General features: G+C 64.7%; 14 protein-coding genes. 6 read left to right on the plus strand and 8 right to left on the minus strand.

Annotated features, from left to right (window positions below; all coding sequences use genetic code 11):
- Positions 1-103: 103 nt before the first annotated feature.
- From AB688_RS05395 to AB688_RS05410, 4 genes are all read right to left on the minus strand, one after another.
- A complete protein-coding gene (locus AB688_RS05395) occupies positions 104-655 on the minus strand; it encodes a tetratricopeptide repeat protein (RefSeq protein ID WP_054892827.1) in 552 nt (183 codons plus the stop codon).
- 230 nt (positions 656-885) lie between these two features.
- Complete coding sequence (gene hemL / locus AB688_RS05400) at positions 886-2,169, minus strand: glutamate-1-semialdehyde 2,1-aminomutase (RefSeq protein WP_054892828.1); 1,284 nt, start codon at positions 2,167-2,169, stop codon at positions 886-888.
- Between the two features lie 17 nt (positions 2,170-2,186).
- Complete coding sequence (thiE, locus tag AB688_RS05405; RefSeq protein WP_063542621.1) at positions 2,187-2,810, minus strand: thiamine phosphate synthase; 624 nt, start codon at positions 2,808-2,810, stop codon at positions 2,187-2,189.
- A gap of 14 nt (positions 2,811-2,824) precedes the next feature.
- Positions 2,825-3,622, minus strand: a complete 798-nt coding sequence (locus AB688_RS05410) for a hydroxymethylpyrimidine/phosphomethylpyrimidine kinase (protein ID WP_063546626.1) — start codon at positions 3,620-3,622, stop codon at positions 2,825-2,827.
- Positions 3,623-3,886: 264 nt separating this feature from the next.
- Between AB688_RS05410 and AB688_RS05415 the strand changes: the two genes are divergently transcribed.
- The 4 genes from AB688_RS05415 to AB688_RS05430 all read left to right on the plus strand — a co-directional run bounded on the left by AB688_RS05415 (position 3,887) and on the right by AB688_RS05430 (position 9,902).
- Positions 3,887-5,875, plus strand: a complete 1,989-nt coding sequence (locus AB688_RS05415) for a sensor histidine kinase (protein WP_063542623.1) — start codon at positions 3,887-3,889, stop codon at positions 5,873-5,875.
- 99 nt (positions 5,876-5,974) lie between these two features.
- Positions 5,975-7,618: an acyl-CoA dehydrogenase family protein gene (locus AB688_RS05420; protein WP_063542626.1), complete on the plus strand. Its 1,644-nt coding sequence runs from the start codon at positions 5,975-5,977 to the stop codon at positions 7,616-7,618.
- Between the two features lie 145 nt (positions 7,619-7,763).
- Entirely contained in the window at positions 7,764-9,266 is a 1,503-nt protein-coding gene (gene amn / locus AB688_RS05425) for an AMP nucleosidase (RefSeq protein WP_178117571.1), read from the plus strand.
- 6 nt (positions 9,267-9,272) lie between these two features.
- Entirely contained in the window at positions 9,273-9,902 is a 630-nt protein-coding gene (locus AB688_RS05430) for a pseudouridine synthase (RefSeq protein WP_063542628.1), read from the plus strand.
- Positions 9,903-9,931: 29 nt separating this feature from the next.
- Here AB688_RS05430 and AB688_RS05435 read toward each other — a convergent pair whose 3' ends face one another.
- Positions 9,932-10,135 carry a DUF2788 domain-containing protein gene (locus tag AB688_RS05435; protein WP_013974331.1) on the minus strand — a complete coding sequence of 68 codons (204 nt, stop codon included), beginning with the start codon at positions 10,133-10,135 and terminating at the stop codon, positions 9,932-9,934.
- Between the two features lie 54 nt (positions 10,136-10,189).
- Positions 10,190-10,666, minus strand: coding sequence for an Lrp/AsnC family transcriptional regulator (locus AB688_RS05440; protein ID WP_016712159.1), 477 nt, complete (start codon positions 10,664-10,666; stop codon positions 10,190-10,192).
- 405 nt (positions 10,667-11,071) lie between these two features.
- Here AB688_RS05440 and AB688_RS05445 point away from each other — a divergent pair, with 405 nt between their 5' ends.
- Positions 11,072-11,911 carry a DUF6515 family protein gene (locus tag AB688_RS05445; RefSeq protein ID WP_063542630.1) on the plus strand — a complete coding sequence of 280 codons (840 nt, stop codon included), beginning with the start codon at positions 11,072-11,074 and terminating at the stop codon, positions 11,909-11,911.
- 42 nt (positions 11,912-11,953) lie between these two features.
- Here AB688_RS05445 and AB688_RS05450 read toward each other — a convergent pair whose 3' ends face one another.
- Both AB688_RS05450 and AB688_RS05455 read right to left on the minus strand, forming a co-directional pair.
- The gene (locus AB688_RS05450) at positions 11,954-12,823 is read right to left on the minus strand and encodes a cation diffusion facilitator family transporter (RefSeq protein WP_063542632.1); all 870 of its coding nucleotides are present in this window, start codon (positions 12,821-12,823) and stop codon (positions 11,954-11,956) included.
- A gap of 25 nt (positions 12,824-12,848) precedes the next feature.
- A complete protein-coding gene (locus tag AB688_RS05455) occupies positions 12,849-13,268 on the minus strand; it encodes a hypothetical protein (protein ID WP_054892836.1) in 420 nt (139 codons plus the stop codon).
- A 119-nt stretch (positions 13,269-13,387) separates the two neighbouring features.
- Between AB688_RS05455 and hrpB the strand changes: the two genes are divergently transcribed.
- Positions 13,388-15,922 (plus strand): ATP-dependent helicase HrpB, encoded by a 2,535-nt coding sequence (gene hrpB, locus AB688_RS05460; RefSeq protein WP_063542634.1) that lies wholly within the window; start codon positions 13,388-13,390, stop codon positions 15,920-15,922.
- The last annotated feature ends 75 nt before the right edge of the window (positions 15,923-15,997 follow it).

Here is a 15,997-nt window from a genome sequence, read left to right on the forward strand (position 1 = left end):
ATGAACTCAAGAATAACCCTTGAGCGACAGTGGCGAAAGATCTGAAACGATCAAGGGCAAGGCTGACAGTCTGCCAGCACCATTTGACGATTGGATGATCGGATCAGGGCAGCGGCGAGAACGGCGTGCGCCCTTCGGCGCTTTGCAGCTCCAGAAGGTACTTGCGGAAGATCTGCCCGAGCACTTGCGTGGCATGCTCGAGTTCGTCGCGGGGCATCTGCTCGGTGACTTCGTCGGCCATGTCCAGCGCGTCTTCGGCGCCGTTGACCGCAGCGATCTTCAGCAGGATATAGGCCTGGACGTTGTTGGCCTTGACCCCCTCGCCATGGAAGAACATGCCGCCCAGACGATATTGGGCCTGGGCATGACCCTGCAGCGAGGCTTTCTCGAACCAGTTCAGTGCCTTGTTCAGGTCCTTGGGGGCCTGGTTGCCGGTGTAGTAGAACTCGCCCAGTTCGTACTGCGCCTGGGCATCGCCGGATTCCGCACTTTGCGCGCAGGCTTTCAGCGCATTCTCCAGGTCTTGCGGCTGGGCATTGAGAGTGCAGCGGCCCGTCGCTGGAATCAGCAACGAGTTACCGCCCTCTGCCAGGGCCAGCAGGGGCTGAAGAAGCAACAGGCAGCCCAGGGTGAGGGCGCGGCCGGTGCGGTTCATGGGGATCGACTTACCTCTGCAAAGCTGCGGCCAATGTCTCTGGTGGCACATTATGGGATAAGCAGCGCCAACCTTACAAAGTTTTACTCGAAATTCTGCATCGAGGTGTATTTGTGCGACTTGTGATGGGGCTCACGTTTTGCTCTGAAGCAGCCTCATCGGGGTACAACCCTGCCCCACAGACGATAGCTGTGGGGTGGGCTTGCCCCGCGATGAGGCCGTCAGGTGGGTCACTTCAGCTTGGCAAATGCCCGCTCGGCCGCATCCAGGGTGATCTGCAGCTCTTTCTCGCCATGGGCGATGGAGGTGAAGCCCGCTTCGAACGCACTCGGTGCCAGGTACACACCGCCCTCAAGCATCAGGTGGAAGAAGCGCTTGAAGCGCTCTGCGTCGCTGGCCATCACATCGTCGAAGGTGACGATGTCGTCGGCACCGGTGAAGTACAGGCCAAACATCGCACCTGCCTGGGTGGTGACGAACGGCACGCCGGCAGCATCGGCGCGTTGTTGCAGGCCGTCGAGCATACGGCTGGTGAAGGCGCTCAGCTCGTCGTGGAAGCCCGGGCGGCTGATCAGCTTGAGGGTGGTCAGGCCGGCGGCCATGGCCAGCGGGTTGCCAGACAGGGTGCCTGCCTGGTAGACCGGGCCGAGCGGGGCGATGCAACCCATGATCTCGCGCTTGCCGCCGAAACAGCCTACCGGCATGCCGCCACCAACGATCTTGCCGAAGGTCGACAGGTCCGGGGTAATGCCGTAGTGGCCCTGGGCGCCACCCAGCGATACGCGGAAACCGGTCATCACTTCATCGAAGATCAGCACCACACCGTGCTTGTCGCACAGCGCGCGCAGGCCTTCGAGGAAGCCTGGCGCCGGCGGTACACAGTTCATGTTGCCGGCTACCGGCTCGACGATGATGCAGGCCACTGTCTGGCCAACGTCGGCGAGGGTCTTCTCGACGGCTGCGATGTCGTTGAACGGCAGGGTCAGTGTGTGCTTGGCGAAGTCGGCCGGCACGCCCGCCGAGCTCGGCACGCCTTGGGTGAGCAGGCCGGAACCGGCTTTGACCAGCAGGCTGTCGGAGTGGCCGTGGTAGCAGCCTTCGAACTTGATGATCGCATCGCGACCGGTGTAGCCACGGGCCAGGCGAATGGCGCTCATGGTGGCTTCGGTGCCTGAGCTGACCATGCGCACCATCTCCATGGACGGCACGATCGAGCAGACCAGGTCGGCCATCTCGGTTTCCATGGCGGTCGGCGCACCGTACGACAGGCCGTGCTCCAGCTGACGGCGTACCGCGTCCAGTACGTCCGGGTGACCGTGGCCGAGAATCATCGGCCCCCAGGAACCGACGTAGTCGACGTAGCGCTTGTCGTCTTCATCGACCACATAGGCGCCCTCGGCATGTTTGAAGAACAGCGGGGTGCCGCCAACGCTCTTGAAGGCGCGCACCGGCGAGTTGACGCCGCCGGGAATGTGCTTCTGGGCTTGGGCGAACAGGGTTTCGGAACGGGACATGGGATCTTCTCTCGAAATCAGGAAGCGAACAGGGCGTTGAAGGCGCGGGCGCGGCGGGTGACTTCCTGCGCGCTGTCGGCACCGAACAGGCCGTGGATCACCGCCAGCAGGTCGGCGCCATGGGCGACCAGCGGGGCGGCGTTGTCGAGGGTGATGCCACCGATCACCGCGATCGGCAGCTTGACCTGGGCGCGGGCCTGCTCGATCAGGTCGAGGCGGGCGGCCGGGGCGCCGGGCTTGGTCAGGGAATTGAAGAAGCGGCCGAAGGCCACGTAGCTTGCCCCTTCGCTGGCCGCCTGTGCGGCCAGGTCGAGGGCGGCATGGCAGGTCGAGCCAATGATGGCGTTGCGCCCGAGCAAGGCACGGGCGGGTGTGAGCGGGCCGTCGGTCTGCCCCAGATGCACGCCGACGCCCAGGCGCGCGGCCAGCTCGGCGTCATCGTTGATGATCAGCTGGGTGCCGTAGCGTTCGCAGAGTTGCATCAGCGCTTCGGCCTCGCGCAGGCGTCGCGCCGCATCGTCACCCTTGTCGCGGTACTGCAGCAGGCAGACACCGCCTTCGAGCGCTGCCTCGACATGCGAAAGGAAACGGCCGGCAAGCAGCTGGCTGTCGGTGATCGCGTACAGGCCGCGTAGCTTCATGTGATGGCCTCGTATCAGGAGCAGAAGTCCAGGGGCAGGCGGCGGGGCACGTACTGGCCCTTGCCCAGTTGCTCGGCGTCGCGCAGCGTGCGCCAGGTGTAGTCCAGGGCGCTGCGCACCGCGCTTTCGAGCTGCTCGCCCAACGCCAGGCGACCGGCCAGGGCGCTGGCCAGCGTGCAGCCTGAACCATGGTAGCTGCCGGGCAGGCGTTGGCAGGTCCAGGTGTGTTGCTGGCCGCTGCGGCTGTACAGACGGTTGTGGATTTCCACCTCGTCGCCATGGCCGCCGGTAATCAGAAGATGCTCGCAGAACGGCAGAAGTTTCTCTGCGCATTCGTCTGCGCTGCCGTTCGGCAGTTCGGCAAGGATGCGTGCCTCGGGCAGGTTGGGCGTCGCGATGGTGGCCCGCGGCAGCAGACGCTCGCGCAGGGCGTAGCCGACCTCGTCCTTGCCTAGGCGGCCGCCACCACCGGCACGCAGCACCGGATCGCAGACCAGCGGCAGGTGCGGATGCGCGGCGAGGAGTTCGGCGACGGTATCGACCATCTCGGTCGAGCCGAGCATGCCCAGCTTGACCGCTGCCACGCTGGAGTCGGTCAGCACGGCGTTGGCCTGGGCCAGCACCCACTCGCGGTCGAGCACGCGGAAGTCGGAAACGTTGACGGTATCCTGGACGGTCAGTGCGGTCACGGCAGGGGCGGCGTGACAGCCTTGGGCGATCAGGGCTTCGATATCTGCCTGCAGGCCGGCGCCGCCACTGGGGTCGTGGCCGGAGAGACAGAGGACAACGGGGCGGGAGCTGTAGGTATTCATGTTCGGCGAGCTTACCATCAAACCCCTTTGCGCGAATCGGCGAGTGCGGCAATTTAGTTGACCGTTTGGTCAGCTTGTGTCTGTGGTAATGCCTGAAATTACCGTTCTAGAGCGCTTTCTGGCAAATTGACAGTGGCTGCTGGACGGCTCCCAAGGCTATGCTAGAGTGCTCGGATAACTCTATTAACGGCGCTGCCGGGTTTCGTCGTCTCAAAGGGATGGGAGGCAATCACGACGCAACCGCGCAGACCATGCTGGGGCTGTATGCGCTATTTGCTGATTGTGCTCTTGGGCTGCCTGCCCCTGCTCGCCGGAGCGGTCGATTTCGACGATGCTACCCGGCAACTCCCCTTGGGCAAGCTGATGCAGGTCTACGAAGACGTAGATGGCAGCGCCAGCATCGACCAGGTCAGCGCGCCAGCGTTCGCCTCGCGCTTTCGCACGCACACCCAGGACGTACTCAATGCCGGCTACTCGACGTCGGTGTTCTGGCTGAAACTCGACCTGCGTCCTGTCGGTCTGCCAGCAGCCGCGCCCCGCCAATGGTTACTGGAACTGGCCTACCCACCGTTGGATCACCTGGAGCTCTACCTGCCTGATGGGGAGGGCAAATGGCGCCTGGCGCAACGCACCGGCGATGCCTTGCCCTACGCCAGTCGGCAGATCCGGCAGAACAACTACCTGTTCGAGCTGCCTTTGCCCCGTGAGCAGACCACCACGGTCTACCTGCGACTGCACAGCCAGGGATCGGTGCAGGCGCCGCTGACCCTCTGGTCGGCCGAGGCCTACATCGAGTCGCAGCCGGGGCGCTTCTACGTACTGGGCATGATCTACGGCGTACTGCTGGTGATGCTGGTCTACAACCTGTTCATCTATCTGAGCGTGCGCGATGTCAGCTATCTCTACTACATCCTTTATATAGGTGCGTTCGGCCTGTATCAGATCTCGGTGAACGGTGCCGGGGTCGCTTACTTCTGGCCTGACAGCCCCTGGTGGACCAACGCCGCCACGCCATTGTTCATCGGTGCGGCCGGTCTGTTCGGCTGCCAGTTCACCCGTCACTTCCTGCAGGTGCGTCGCCTCAGCCCGGGGTTCGACCGGCTGTTGTTGCTGTTGATGGCCTGGGGTGTGCTGGTGATGCTGCTGGCCGTCAGCCTGTCCTATGGCGTGGCGCTGCGCATGGCCACGGCGTTGGCGCTGACCTTCACGGTGAGTGTGTTTGCTGTCGGTGTGATGGCCTGGCGGCGTGGCGTGCGCGTTGCGCGCTGGTTCGTCATCGCCTGGACGGCGTTTCTGCTCGGCGGGCTGGTCAATACGTTGATGGTGCTGGGTTACCTGCCCAATGTGTTCCTGACCATGTACGCCAGCCAGATCGGCGCGGCACTGGAGGTAGCGCTGCTGTCGCTGGCCCTGGCCGATCGCATCAACCGCCTGCGCGAGGAACAGTCGCGGGCGCTGCGTGACAGCGGCCGAAAACTCGAGCAGCTCAATCAGCAACTGGCGCGCAGCAATCGACTCAAGGATGAATTCCTCGCCACCGTCACCCATGAGCTGCGCACACCGATGAACGGCGTGATCGGTTCGCTGGAACTGATGCAGACCCTGCCCATGGGCGCCGAGCAGGCGCAATATCACCGCACGGCCGTGGGTTCGGCACAGGACATGATGGCGATGGTCGACGACATCCTGATCCTCACCGAACTCCAGGCGGGCCGTCTGCGCGCTCACGGCGCACCGTTCAGCCTTCGGCGACTGTTGCAGGAGCTGCGGGCAGGGTATGCCGGGCAGGCACTGGGCAAGGGGTTGTACCTGAGCCTGGACGTGCCTGCGGACCTGCCCGACAGCCTGGTGTGCGATGCGCAAAAGCTTGCTCGCTGCCTCGCCTGCCTGGTGGACAACGGGTTGAAATTCACCCATCACGGCGGTGTGATGATCCAGGCCCGCGGTCGCCGGATCGGCCCCGACAGCCTGGCGCTGAGTGTGACGGTCAGCGACAGCGGCATCGGTTTCGACGATCTGGACCAGGCCATCCTGTACCAGCGCTTTTTCCAGGTCGATGGTTCCATGACCCGGCGCTATGGCGGCCTGGGGATCGGCTTGTCGATCTGTCGCCAGTTGGGCGAGCTCATCGGCGCGCGTCTTTCCCATGAGTCGACGCGTGGCCTGGGCAGCCGCTTCGAACTGGCGATGACGGTGGCCGTGGCCCAGGTGCAGGCCCCTGCCGGGCGAATGGCTTCCGGGCCTGGGGCTTAGTTGGTCGGGTCGCCAGAATCGGCGCTTTTGCCACTTTGACTCATGGGGAATGAGTGCTTCACTGGACTTTCCAGGCCAGTTCGGATCCAGGAGCCGCCCATGAACCTGCACCAGTACGCCGAAACCCACGAAGTCACCAACCAGCCGCCGCCGCTCGACGGCGCCAATCTGTACCGCCTCGATGTCCCGCTGCAGGAATGGTCGAGGCGTTTCGGGGCGGGATGGGCCGAGGCGCGGATCGATGCCTATGGTGCCTTGGCGGGCGGGCCGCTGATGGCTGCAGGGTTCCTGGCCAATGCCCACAAACCCGAATTCAGCAGCCACGACCGTTATGGGCACCGCATCGACCTGGTGACCTTCCATCCGGCCTACCACGAGCTGATGCGCACTGCGGTCGAGCACGGCCTGCCCTCGTTGCCGTGGGCGGAGCCGCGCGCTGGCGCCCATGTGGCCCGGGCCTCGATGACCTACCTGCACAGCCAGGCCGAAGCCGGCACCGGCTGCCCCTTGACCATGACCTTTGCCGCCGTGCCGGCGCTGCGCCTGCAGCCGGAGCTGGCCGAATACTGGCTACCCAAGGTACTGGCGCGTGAGTACGATCCGCGCAACATCGGTGACCAGCACAAGGCCGGGGTGACCATTGGCATGGCCATGACCGAGAAGCAGGGCGGCACCGACGTGCGTGCCAACACCACCCGCGCCTATCCGGTCGGCACGCCCGGACCGGGGCAGGCCTACGAGCTGGTGGGGCATAAATGGTTCTGTTCGGCGCCGATGTGCGATGCCTTCCTGACCTTGGCGCAGACCGAAAAAGGCCTGAGTTGCTTCCTGCTGCCGCGCCATCGACCGGACGATCAGCGCAACCAGTTCTACATCCAGCGCTTGAAGAACAAGCTGGGCAACGTATCGAACGCCTCCAGCGAGGTCGAGTTTCGGGGGGCCCTGGCCTGGATGATCGGTGAGGAGGGGCGCGGCGTGCCGACCATCATCGAGATGGTGGCCATGACCCGCTTCGACTGCATGGTTGGCTCCAGTGCCTTGATGCGCCAGGCCCTGACCCAGGCCACCCATCACTGCGCGCACCGCAAGGTCGGCGGCAAGCTGCTCAGCGAGCAGCCTCTGATGCAGAACGTGCTCGCTGATCTGGCGCTGGAAAGCGAAGCAGCGTTGGCCCTGAGCCTGCGCATGGGCCAGGCGCTGGATCAGCTCGACGATCCGCAGCAGGCGCATTTCGCCCGTCTGGTCACGGCGGTGGGCAAGTACTGGATCTGCAAGCGTGCCCCGGCGATGATCAACGAAGCGGCCGAATGCCTGGGCGGCGCCGGTTATGTCGAGGACAGCATCCTGCCACGGCTGTACCGCGAGGCGCCGGTCAACTCCACCTGGGAGGGCTCGGGCAATGTGCAGTGCCTGGATGTGCTGCGTGCGCTGTCCAAGGAGCCGGGCGTGCTCGAGGCCCTGTTCGTCGAGCTGGGGGATGGCCATGGCGATCCGCGGCTGGCCGCGCACATCGGCAACCTGAAGGGGGCATTCGCCGACACCAGCGACATCCAGTACCGGGCACGCCAGTTGACCGAGGACATCGCCGTGGCGATTCAGGCCAAGCTGCTGCTCGAGGCGGGCAATGCCACGGTGAGCGATGCATTTATCGGCAGTCGGCTGGGCACGGGCGGCCGGGTGTATGGCGCGTTGCCGCGTGGCGTCGATGCTCAGGCCTTGGTGGCGCGCGCCACGCCGCTCTGATCGCGTTGGCCCCTTCGCGGGTAAACCCGCTCCCACACGTTCACCGCTGGTTTCAATTACAGCGCAGCACCTGTGGTAGCGGGTTTACCCACGAAGGGGTCGCCATTTACCACCGGGGGTGTTTTTAGCGCCGAAGGCAGGCAAGATGGAAACCCTGCATGCACTCCAAGACAGGAAGCCCAGCGTGAGCCAAGCCTTTGTAGTCGTTGATACCCCCGAACAGGCCGTCGATCGTCTGGCGGCCCTGCATGAACAGGCCACCGGGGCCCTCAGCCAGGCCCTCAAGCGTTACCTCAAGGACCGCACCGAGCCGGACGAAGACCAGCGCGCCCAGTTCCGCTATCCGGCCCTGCGCCTCACCTACTACAGCCAGGGCGAAGTTGCCGCCACCACGCGCGCCTATGCCAAGGTGCAGGTCGCCGGGACCTACAGCGTCACCGTCACCCAGCCGGCCGCCTTCCGCGGTTATCTGCTGGAGCAGCTACGCCCGTTGATGAGCGACTACACCGTGACGGTGGAAGTGGGTGTCAGCGAGCAGAACATCCCGTATCCCTATGTGGTCGACCAGGGCGACGAACTGGCCGGCAGCGGCATCACTGCCGCGCAGCTGGCGCGGGTGTTCCCCAGCACCGACCTGTCTGCCGCCACTGACAACATCGCCGATGGCCTGTACGACTGGGAAAGCGCCGAGACGCTGCCACTGGCGCTGTTCGACGCCGCCCGCGTGGACTTTTCGCTGCGTCGCCTGGTGCACTACACCGGCAGTGACTGGCGCCACATGCAGCCGTGGATCCTGCTGACCAACTACCACCGTTATGTCGACCAGTTCATTGCCCATGGCCTTGAGCAGTTGCGCCAGGATCCGCGTTTCGTGCGCATGGTGCTGCCGGGCAATGTCGTGATCGAGAAGGGCATGGACAACGGCGAGGCCCAGGCTCTGGTGGCGGGCGTGGTCTGGCATCGCTACCAGATGCCGGCCTACCACCTGATCGCCGCCGACGGTGATGGCATCACCCTGGTCAACATCGGTGTCGGCCCGTCCAACGCCAAGAACATCACCGACCACCTGGCCGTTCTGCGTCCGCACTGCTGGCTGATGATCGGCCACTGTGGCGGCCTGCGTCAGTCGCAGACCATCGGCGACTACGTGCTGGCCCACGCCTACATGCGTCGCGACGGCATCCTCGATCGCGTGGTGCCGCCGAACATTCCGATCCCGGCCCTGGCCGAGGTGCAGCTGGCGCTGCAGGAAGCGGCGGCGCAGGTGACCGGCGAGCGCGGCGAGCAACTGAAAAAGCGTCTGCGTACCGGCACCGTGCTTACCTACGACGACCGCAACTGGGAGCTGCGCTGGGCCCAGGAGCGCCCGCTGATCAACCTGTCGCGCGCCGTGGCGGTGGACATGGAGAGCGGCACCATCGCCGCACAGGGTTATCGCCTGCGTGTGCCCTACGGCACCTTGCTGTGCGTTTCCGACAAGCCACTGCACAGCGAGATCAAGCTGCCGGGCTCGGCGAACGCCTTCTACAACCGTGCGGTCAGCCAGCATCTGAAGATCGGCATCGCTGCCCTCGACCTGCTGCGCACCGAGCTCAACTCGCTGCACTCGCGTAAACTGCGCAGCTTCGATGAGCCGCCGTTCCGCTGAGGATCCATGCCCCTGCCACCCCGCTCCAAACCGCGCCGCCCGGCGGCGCGTCCTTCCGGCCCGCGTCGCCCGCCCAAGGCGCCGCCGGCCGAGCCTCGCCTGATCCTGTTCAACAAGCCCTTCGATGTGCTGACCCAGTTCAGCGACGACCAGGGGCGCGCCACGCTCAAGGACTTCATCGATATCCCGGGTATCTACCCCGCGGGGCGTCTGGACCGTGACAGCGAGGGGCTGCTGCTGCTGACCAATGATGGCGGTTTGCAGGCGCGCATTGCCGACCCGAAGCACAAGCTGCCCAAGACCTATTGGGTGCAGGTCGAAGGCGAGCCGAGCGAAGAGCAGTTGCAGCGTTTGCGCGATGGAGTCGAACTCAACGACGGCAAGACTCTGCCAGCCGAGGCACGTCTTCTGGATGAGCCAGCGCTGTGGTCGCGCAACCCGCCGGTACGCTTTCGCAAGAGCATTCCCACCCATTGGCTGGAATTGGTGATCCGCGAAGGGCGCAACCGCCAGGTGCGACGGATGACGGCGGCGGTGGGGCTGCCGACCTTGCGTCTGGTGCGGGTCCGGATCGGTGACTGGAGCCTCGATGGGCTGGAGCAGGGCTGCTGGCGCGAGGTGCCGGCACGGCTGTAAGCCTGCGCCGGGGCCTGCTCGGATTTGCGCTACACCCCTTCGAGAAACCCCACCACCACGCTCTTGATGATGAAGGCCAGCACCCCCAACCCCAGCACGAAGAACAGGATCAGCGTGCCGAAGCGCCCGGCCTTGGACTTTTTCGCCAGGTCCCAGACGATGAAGCCCATGAACCCGATCAGCACGGTGACCAGGATGATCATCATCCATTCTTCGAAAACGGCGGGATCCATCTTTAAAGCTCCAGGCAGTCTGAAGACCCGATCATACGCCGGGTATCGCAGGTTTTAACGGAGGTGGGTCAATGGCATCTCGGTACTGGCCAGTACCTGGTTGAGCACGAAGCTCGAACGCACGCTGGTGACGCCTTCGATACGGGTCAGGCTGCCGAGCAATAATTTCTGATAGTGGTCCATGTCCGGTACCACCACCTTGAGCTGGTAGTCGGCGTCCATCCCAGTCACCAGGCTGCACTCGAGCACCTGTGGCAGGTTGCGAATGGCGGCTTCGAAGGTTTCGAAACGCTCGGGGGTGTGGCGGTCCATGCCGATCAGCACGTAGGCGGTGAGGCTCAGGCCGAGCTTCTTGCGGTCCAGCAGGGCCACCTGGCGCGAGATATAGCCGTCGTCTTCGAGCTGCTTGACCCGCCGGGAGCAGGGCGAGGGGGACAGGCCGATACGCTCGGCCAGTTCCTGGTTGGAAATGCGTGCATCGCGCTGCAATTCGGCAAGAATGCTCAGGTCGTAGCGGTCGAGCTTGCTCATCAAGAATGCCTTTTCTGTTCAGATTGCGGCGAATTATCAATCCTGAGTGAAAAATTGCGCAAGTACTATTTATCAGAGCAATCTTCGCAATCCTCTGCCGCACCCATTCCTCTATCTTTATCAACAGAATCACTGCCCGGACTCAAGTCCACGGCGACGCGCCCTAGGCGGGCGGTCGCGGCCAGCCATCCAACCGGATCGCCCTGGCCCCCGGGCTACACAGCGTCCAGAAGACACTGTGAGGTGAGCCGACGCCACAAGCGTCGAGCACGGACGACAATTCCTGAAGGGAGGCCAATGGCCTCCCTTTTTTATTGCTCGTGTGCCTGGGGGGATTTCATCTGCCTGCCCCCGCCTCAGGTTAGACTGCTGCCATCAAGCGCTGTGGTTATCGAGAGGACGAGCATGAGGTCACGCATCTGGCAGTGGGCGGGTGTTGGTTTGCTGGGCATGGGCATCAGCCTCGGGGCGCTGGCCCAGGGGCCGGGCGACGGGCGTGGCTGGGGTGGCCAGCAGGAGCCCAACGGTCCAGCCCAAGGTAGCTCGCCACTCAACTCCCGTGACGAAGTGCGCCAGACCCAGCCACCGCGCCAGGGCTACTATCAGGATATTCCGCGCCGTAACGGCGATATCCGCCACTGGGAGGCGGGCGGCCCTGGCCAGCGCCCGGGCGGTGATTGGCAGGGCCGACCCGACGGCCATGGCAATGGCTGGGGGCCGGGGCCGCAATACCGCACTGGCTACACCACGGACCGTTTTCCGGACCGTTACTGGAAAGTGCCTTACCGCGGTCAGGACTACTTCTATTCCGGCGGCTACTGGTACCGCCCGCATAGCGGCGGCTACATCGTGGTGCGCCCGCCTTATGGCGTGCGGGTGAATTACCTGCCTCCCTACGCCCAGGAAGTGTGGTTGAGCGGATTGCTCTACTTCCTGGTAGCCGATACCTACTACCAGTATCAGCCTGACAGCCAGGAGTACGTGGTGGTCAATCCGTCCGCCCCGGCGTATGCGCCGCAACCCCAGCCTCAGGTGGACAATGGTTATGACGTCGTCGCCTATCCGGCGAGCGGACAGGGCCCCGAGCAGCAGGAGCAGGATCGTTACCAATGCCATCGCTGGGCCGTCAGCCAGTCCGGGTTCGATCCGGCCACGGCCACCTATGCGCCACCGGCCAATGTAGCCAACGGCTATCGCCGCTCGCTGGCAGCGTGCCTGAGCGGTCGGGGGTACAGCGTCAACTGAGGGGCGAGGCTCAGGGGAGGCAGAGCAAATGTGCTCTCGCCGCTAGACAGGGTCGGCGTGCACCATGACATCTGCGCGCGGATAACGCTCGCGGATCGCCTCCGATGCCTTTACGCACAGGGCATGGGCTTCATGCAGCGGCAGTACGCCGGGCAGTTCCAGGTGCAACTGGACGAACCAATGGCTGCCTGACACCCGGGTACGCAGGTCGTGCACCCCCTTGACGCCGGGAATGGCCAGGGCCAGTTCCTGCATGCGTTCGCCAATGTCGGCGGGCAGCTCCTGGTCCATGAGGATCGAGGTACTCTCGCGGGCAATCTGCAGGGCGCTCCAGAGGATGTACAGCGCGATCCCCAGGCCGAACAGCGCATCCAGTTGTGGCCAACCAAAGCCGGCCAGCAGCAGGGCGAGCAGGATGCTGCCGTTGAGCAGCAGGTCGGAGCGGTAATGCAGCGAGTCGGCACGTACCGCAGTGGAGCCGGTGATGCGGATGACCTTGAGCTGGAATGCCAGCAGCGCCACGGTCAACACCAGCGACAGCAGCATCACCGCAATGCCCGCGCCCGTGTCGCCCAGCGGCTGTGGGGTCTGCAGGCGCTCCACCGCCTGGAATCCGATCAATACCGCACTGACCGCAATGAACAATGCCTGGGCCATACCGGCCAGGGCCTCGGCCTTGCCGTGGCCGAAGCGGTGATCGTCGTCGGCCGGGCGCAGGGCGTAATGCACTGCCAGCAGGTTGAGGAAGGAGGCGACGGCATCGAGCGCCGAATCGGTCAGGCCCGCGAGCAGGCTCACCGAGCCGCTCAGCCACCAGGCAATGGCCTTGGCCAGGACGAGAATGCTGGCTACCGTCAGCGAGGCACGGGTGGCCAGGCGCAGCAGGCGTTGATGTTCGGCGGTGGCAGTCATGCGTGGCGTGTCATTCCGGTGTCGCTCAGGCGGCCGGGACCAGGCCGAAGGCGGCCAGCTGTTCAACGCTGCCACGGTGCTGGATCAGCCGCGGATCGTTCAGGGGCAGGCGCTGGCCCAGTTCGCTTTCGAGAATAGCCTGCAGCTTGAGGTTGTCGATCTTGCCATCGGCATCGACCGCAGGCTTGAGCTTGGCCGGGTCGACCTGGGCGGTCTTGCCGCCAGGGTAGTAGATGGCGCCCGTGGCGAAGTCGACACCGAAGGCGATCAGGCCAGGGATGACATAGAAGAGGATGCCGATCGCGTCCATGACGGCGACTACCGGATCGATCTTGCCTTCGATCTGGCCGCGACGGTCGGGATAGAGGATGGTGCCGCAGGCCGTCAGCTGGGTCAGCAGGGCGGCGATGAGGGCGCCACCGATGACGCGGGAATGGATGCGCATGTGAATCTCCGGAAAGGTGACTGCAGGAGGTCGGGCAAAAACGTCCGCACCTGATGCTCAGACCATGACGAAGCGGTCTCGGTTCGCCGTTATACTCGCTCGCCAGCTTGAGGACCACCATGAATTCTTTACCGATCGATGCTGTCTTGCCCGCCCTGCGTCAGGCCCTGGCCGAACGCCACGAAGCCGTGCTCGAGGCGCCGCCTGGCGCGGGCAAGACGACCCGTGTGCCCCTGGCGCTGCTCGACGAGCCATGGCTGGCCGGACAGCGTATCGTCATGCTCGAGCCGCGTCGTCTCGCGGCTCGCGCTGCCGCCGAGCGCATGGCCAGCGAGCTGGGGGAAAAGGTCGGTGAGACGGTCGGCTATCGCATCCGGCTGGACAGCAAGGTCGGGCCGGATACCCGCATCGAAGTGGTTACCGAAGGCATTCTCACCCGCCGCCTGCAGGCCGATCCGGCGTTGGAGGGCGTGGGGCTGGTGATATTCGATGAATTCCACCTGAGAAACCTCGATGCTGACCTTGCCTTGGCGCTCACGCTCAATGGTCGTGAACTGTTCCGGGACGATACGGCGCTCAAAGTGCTGCTCATGTCGGCGACCCTCGAAGGAGAAAGGCTGTCGCGCCTCCTGAATGACGCTCCAATCATCACCAGCGAGGGGCGGATGTTCCCGGTCACGACGATCTGGGGCAAGCCGCAGCAAGCCGGCGAGTACATCGAGCCGCGAGTGATCAGCACCTGTCTCGATGCGTTGGCCGAGCAGTCGGGAAGCCTGCTGGTGTTCCTGCCGGGCCAGGCTGAAATCCGTCGCGTCCTGGCAGGGCTTCAGGACAGCCTCGATGCCTCCCCATCCCTGAAGCGCAATACGTTGCTTTGCCCGTTGCATGGAGAGCTCGACCTGAACCAGCAACGGGCCGCGATCGACCCTGCGCCACCGGGGATGCGCAAAGTGGTGCTGGCCACCAACATTGCCGAGACCAGCGTCACCATCGATGGCGTGCGGGTGGTCATCGATGCCGGGCTTGAGCGTGTTCCGCGCTTCGATCCACGCAGCGGCATGACTCGTCTGGATACCCAGCGGATCTCCAGGGCCAGCGCTACCCAGCGGGCAGGGCGTGCCGGGCGGCTGGAGCCCGGCGTTTGCTATCGCTTGTGGTCCGAAGCGCAGCACGATCAGATGGCAGGCTTCGCCACCGCCGAAATCCAGCAGGCGGACCTGACCGGGCTGGCGCTGCAGTTGACCAAGTGGGGTGTCCAGCCGAATGAGCTGGCGTGGCTCGATGCACCCCCTGCGGCTGCATACGCACAGGCCAACGACTTGCTGCGCCGCCTTGGCGCGCTCCAGCCGGATGGGCAACTGACCCGGCACGGTCAGGCGATGGCCGAGCTGCCGAGCCATCCTCGAATCGCCCATCTTCTGCTGCGAGGTCACGAGTTGGGGCTGGCCGAAACCGCGTGCACTATCGCGGCCTTGCTGGGAGAGCGGGATATACAGCGTGGCGCGGGCGCTGACCTGCACAGTCGGCTGGCCATTCTCAGCGGTGAGCAACGTGCCCAGCGCGGTGAGCAGGGGGGCGCCCAGCGCGCCAGGCAACTTTCCAGGCAGTATCGATCCTACCTGCGCGGCCCTGTGTCGCAAGCCGTCGCCGATCCTCATCATCCACGTTGGGTGGGCTGCCTGCTCGCGCTGGCTTATCCCGACCGTGTCGCCCAGCAGCGCCGTGATGGCGGGGCCGAATATCGTCTGGCCAATGGCCGGGCAGCGATGTTCACCGAGCCGGACGCCTTGATGAAGCACACCTGGCTGGCCATCGCGGACCTGGGCAGCCGACAGGGCCAGCGGGAGGAGCGGATCTACCTGGCCGCCGACCTCGACGCGGCGCTGTTCGACACCGTGCTGAAGGAGCAGGTCCGTACGGTGGATGAGCTCGACTGGGATGAGCGAGAGGGCGCCCTGCGCGCCGAACGACAAACCAAGGTTGGCGAGCTCGTGCTGTCGCGCACGCCCCTGGCCTCTCTGAGCGATGAGGCGCGCGTGCAGGCGCTGCTCGACTATGTTCGACGCAAAGGCCTGGAGCTTCTGCCCTGGACGCCTGACCTTCGTCAGTGGCAGGCACGTGTGGAGCTGTTGCGGGTACTGGATGAGGAAGCGGGTGTCGTCGGCCAATGGCCCGACCTGCGGGATGAGACGTTGCTGCAATCATTGGATGAATGGTTGGGGCCCTATGTCGGCAAAGTCGCCCGGCTCAGCCATTTCGCCCTGCTCGATCTGTCTTCGATCCTGCGCAATCTCCTGCCCTGGCCGCTGCCGCAGCAACTGGATGCCCAGGCACCCCAGACGATGGCGGTACCCTCGGGATCCAGTATTCGTATCGACTACAGCGAGCGCCCACCCGTGCTTGCCGTTCGACTTCAGGAGTTGTTCGGGCAGGCCGACACGCCACGCATTGCCAACGGCAGGCAGGTGCTCAAGCTGCACCTGCTGTCCCCAGCCCGGCGCCCGGTCCAGGTGACCCAGGACCTGGCGAACTTCTGGCGCTCGACCTACCTCGAGGTGAAGAAGGATCTGAAGGGCAGGTACCCCAAGCATTTCTGGCCAGATGACCCGTTGGTCGCGCAAGCCACTGCCCGCGCCAAACCAAGGGGTACTTGAGTTAGGCGATGATGCCTTGAGGCGAGTCGAGGGCGTGTCCGGAACGGATACACACCCTCGACTTTGTAGTTGCTT

It is taken from the genome of Pseudomonas putida (assembly GCF_001636055.1).
In the GTDB taxonomy this organism is placed as follows: Bacteria; Pseudomonadota; Gammaproteobacteria; order Pseudomonadales; family Pseudomonadaceae; genus Aquipseudomonas; species Aquipseudomonas machongensis.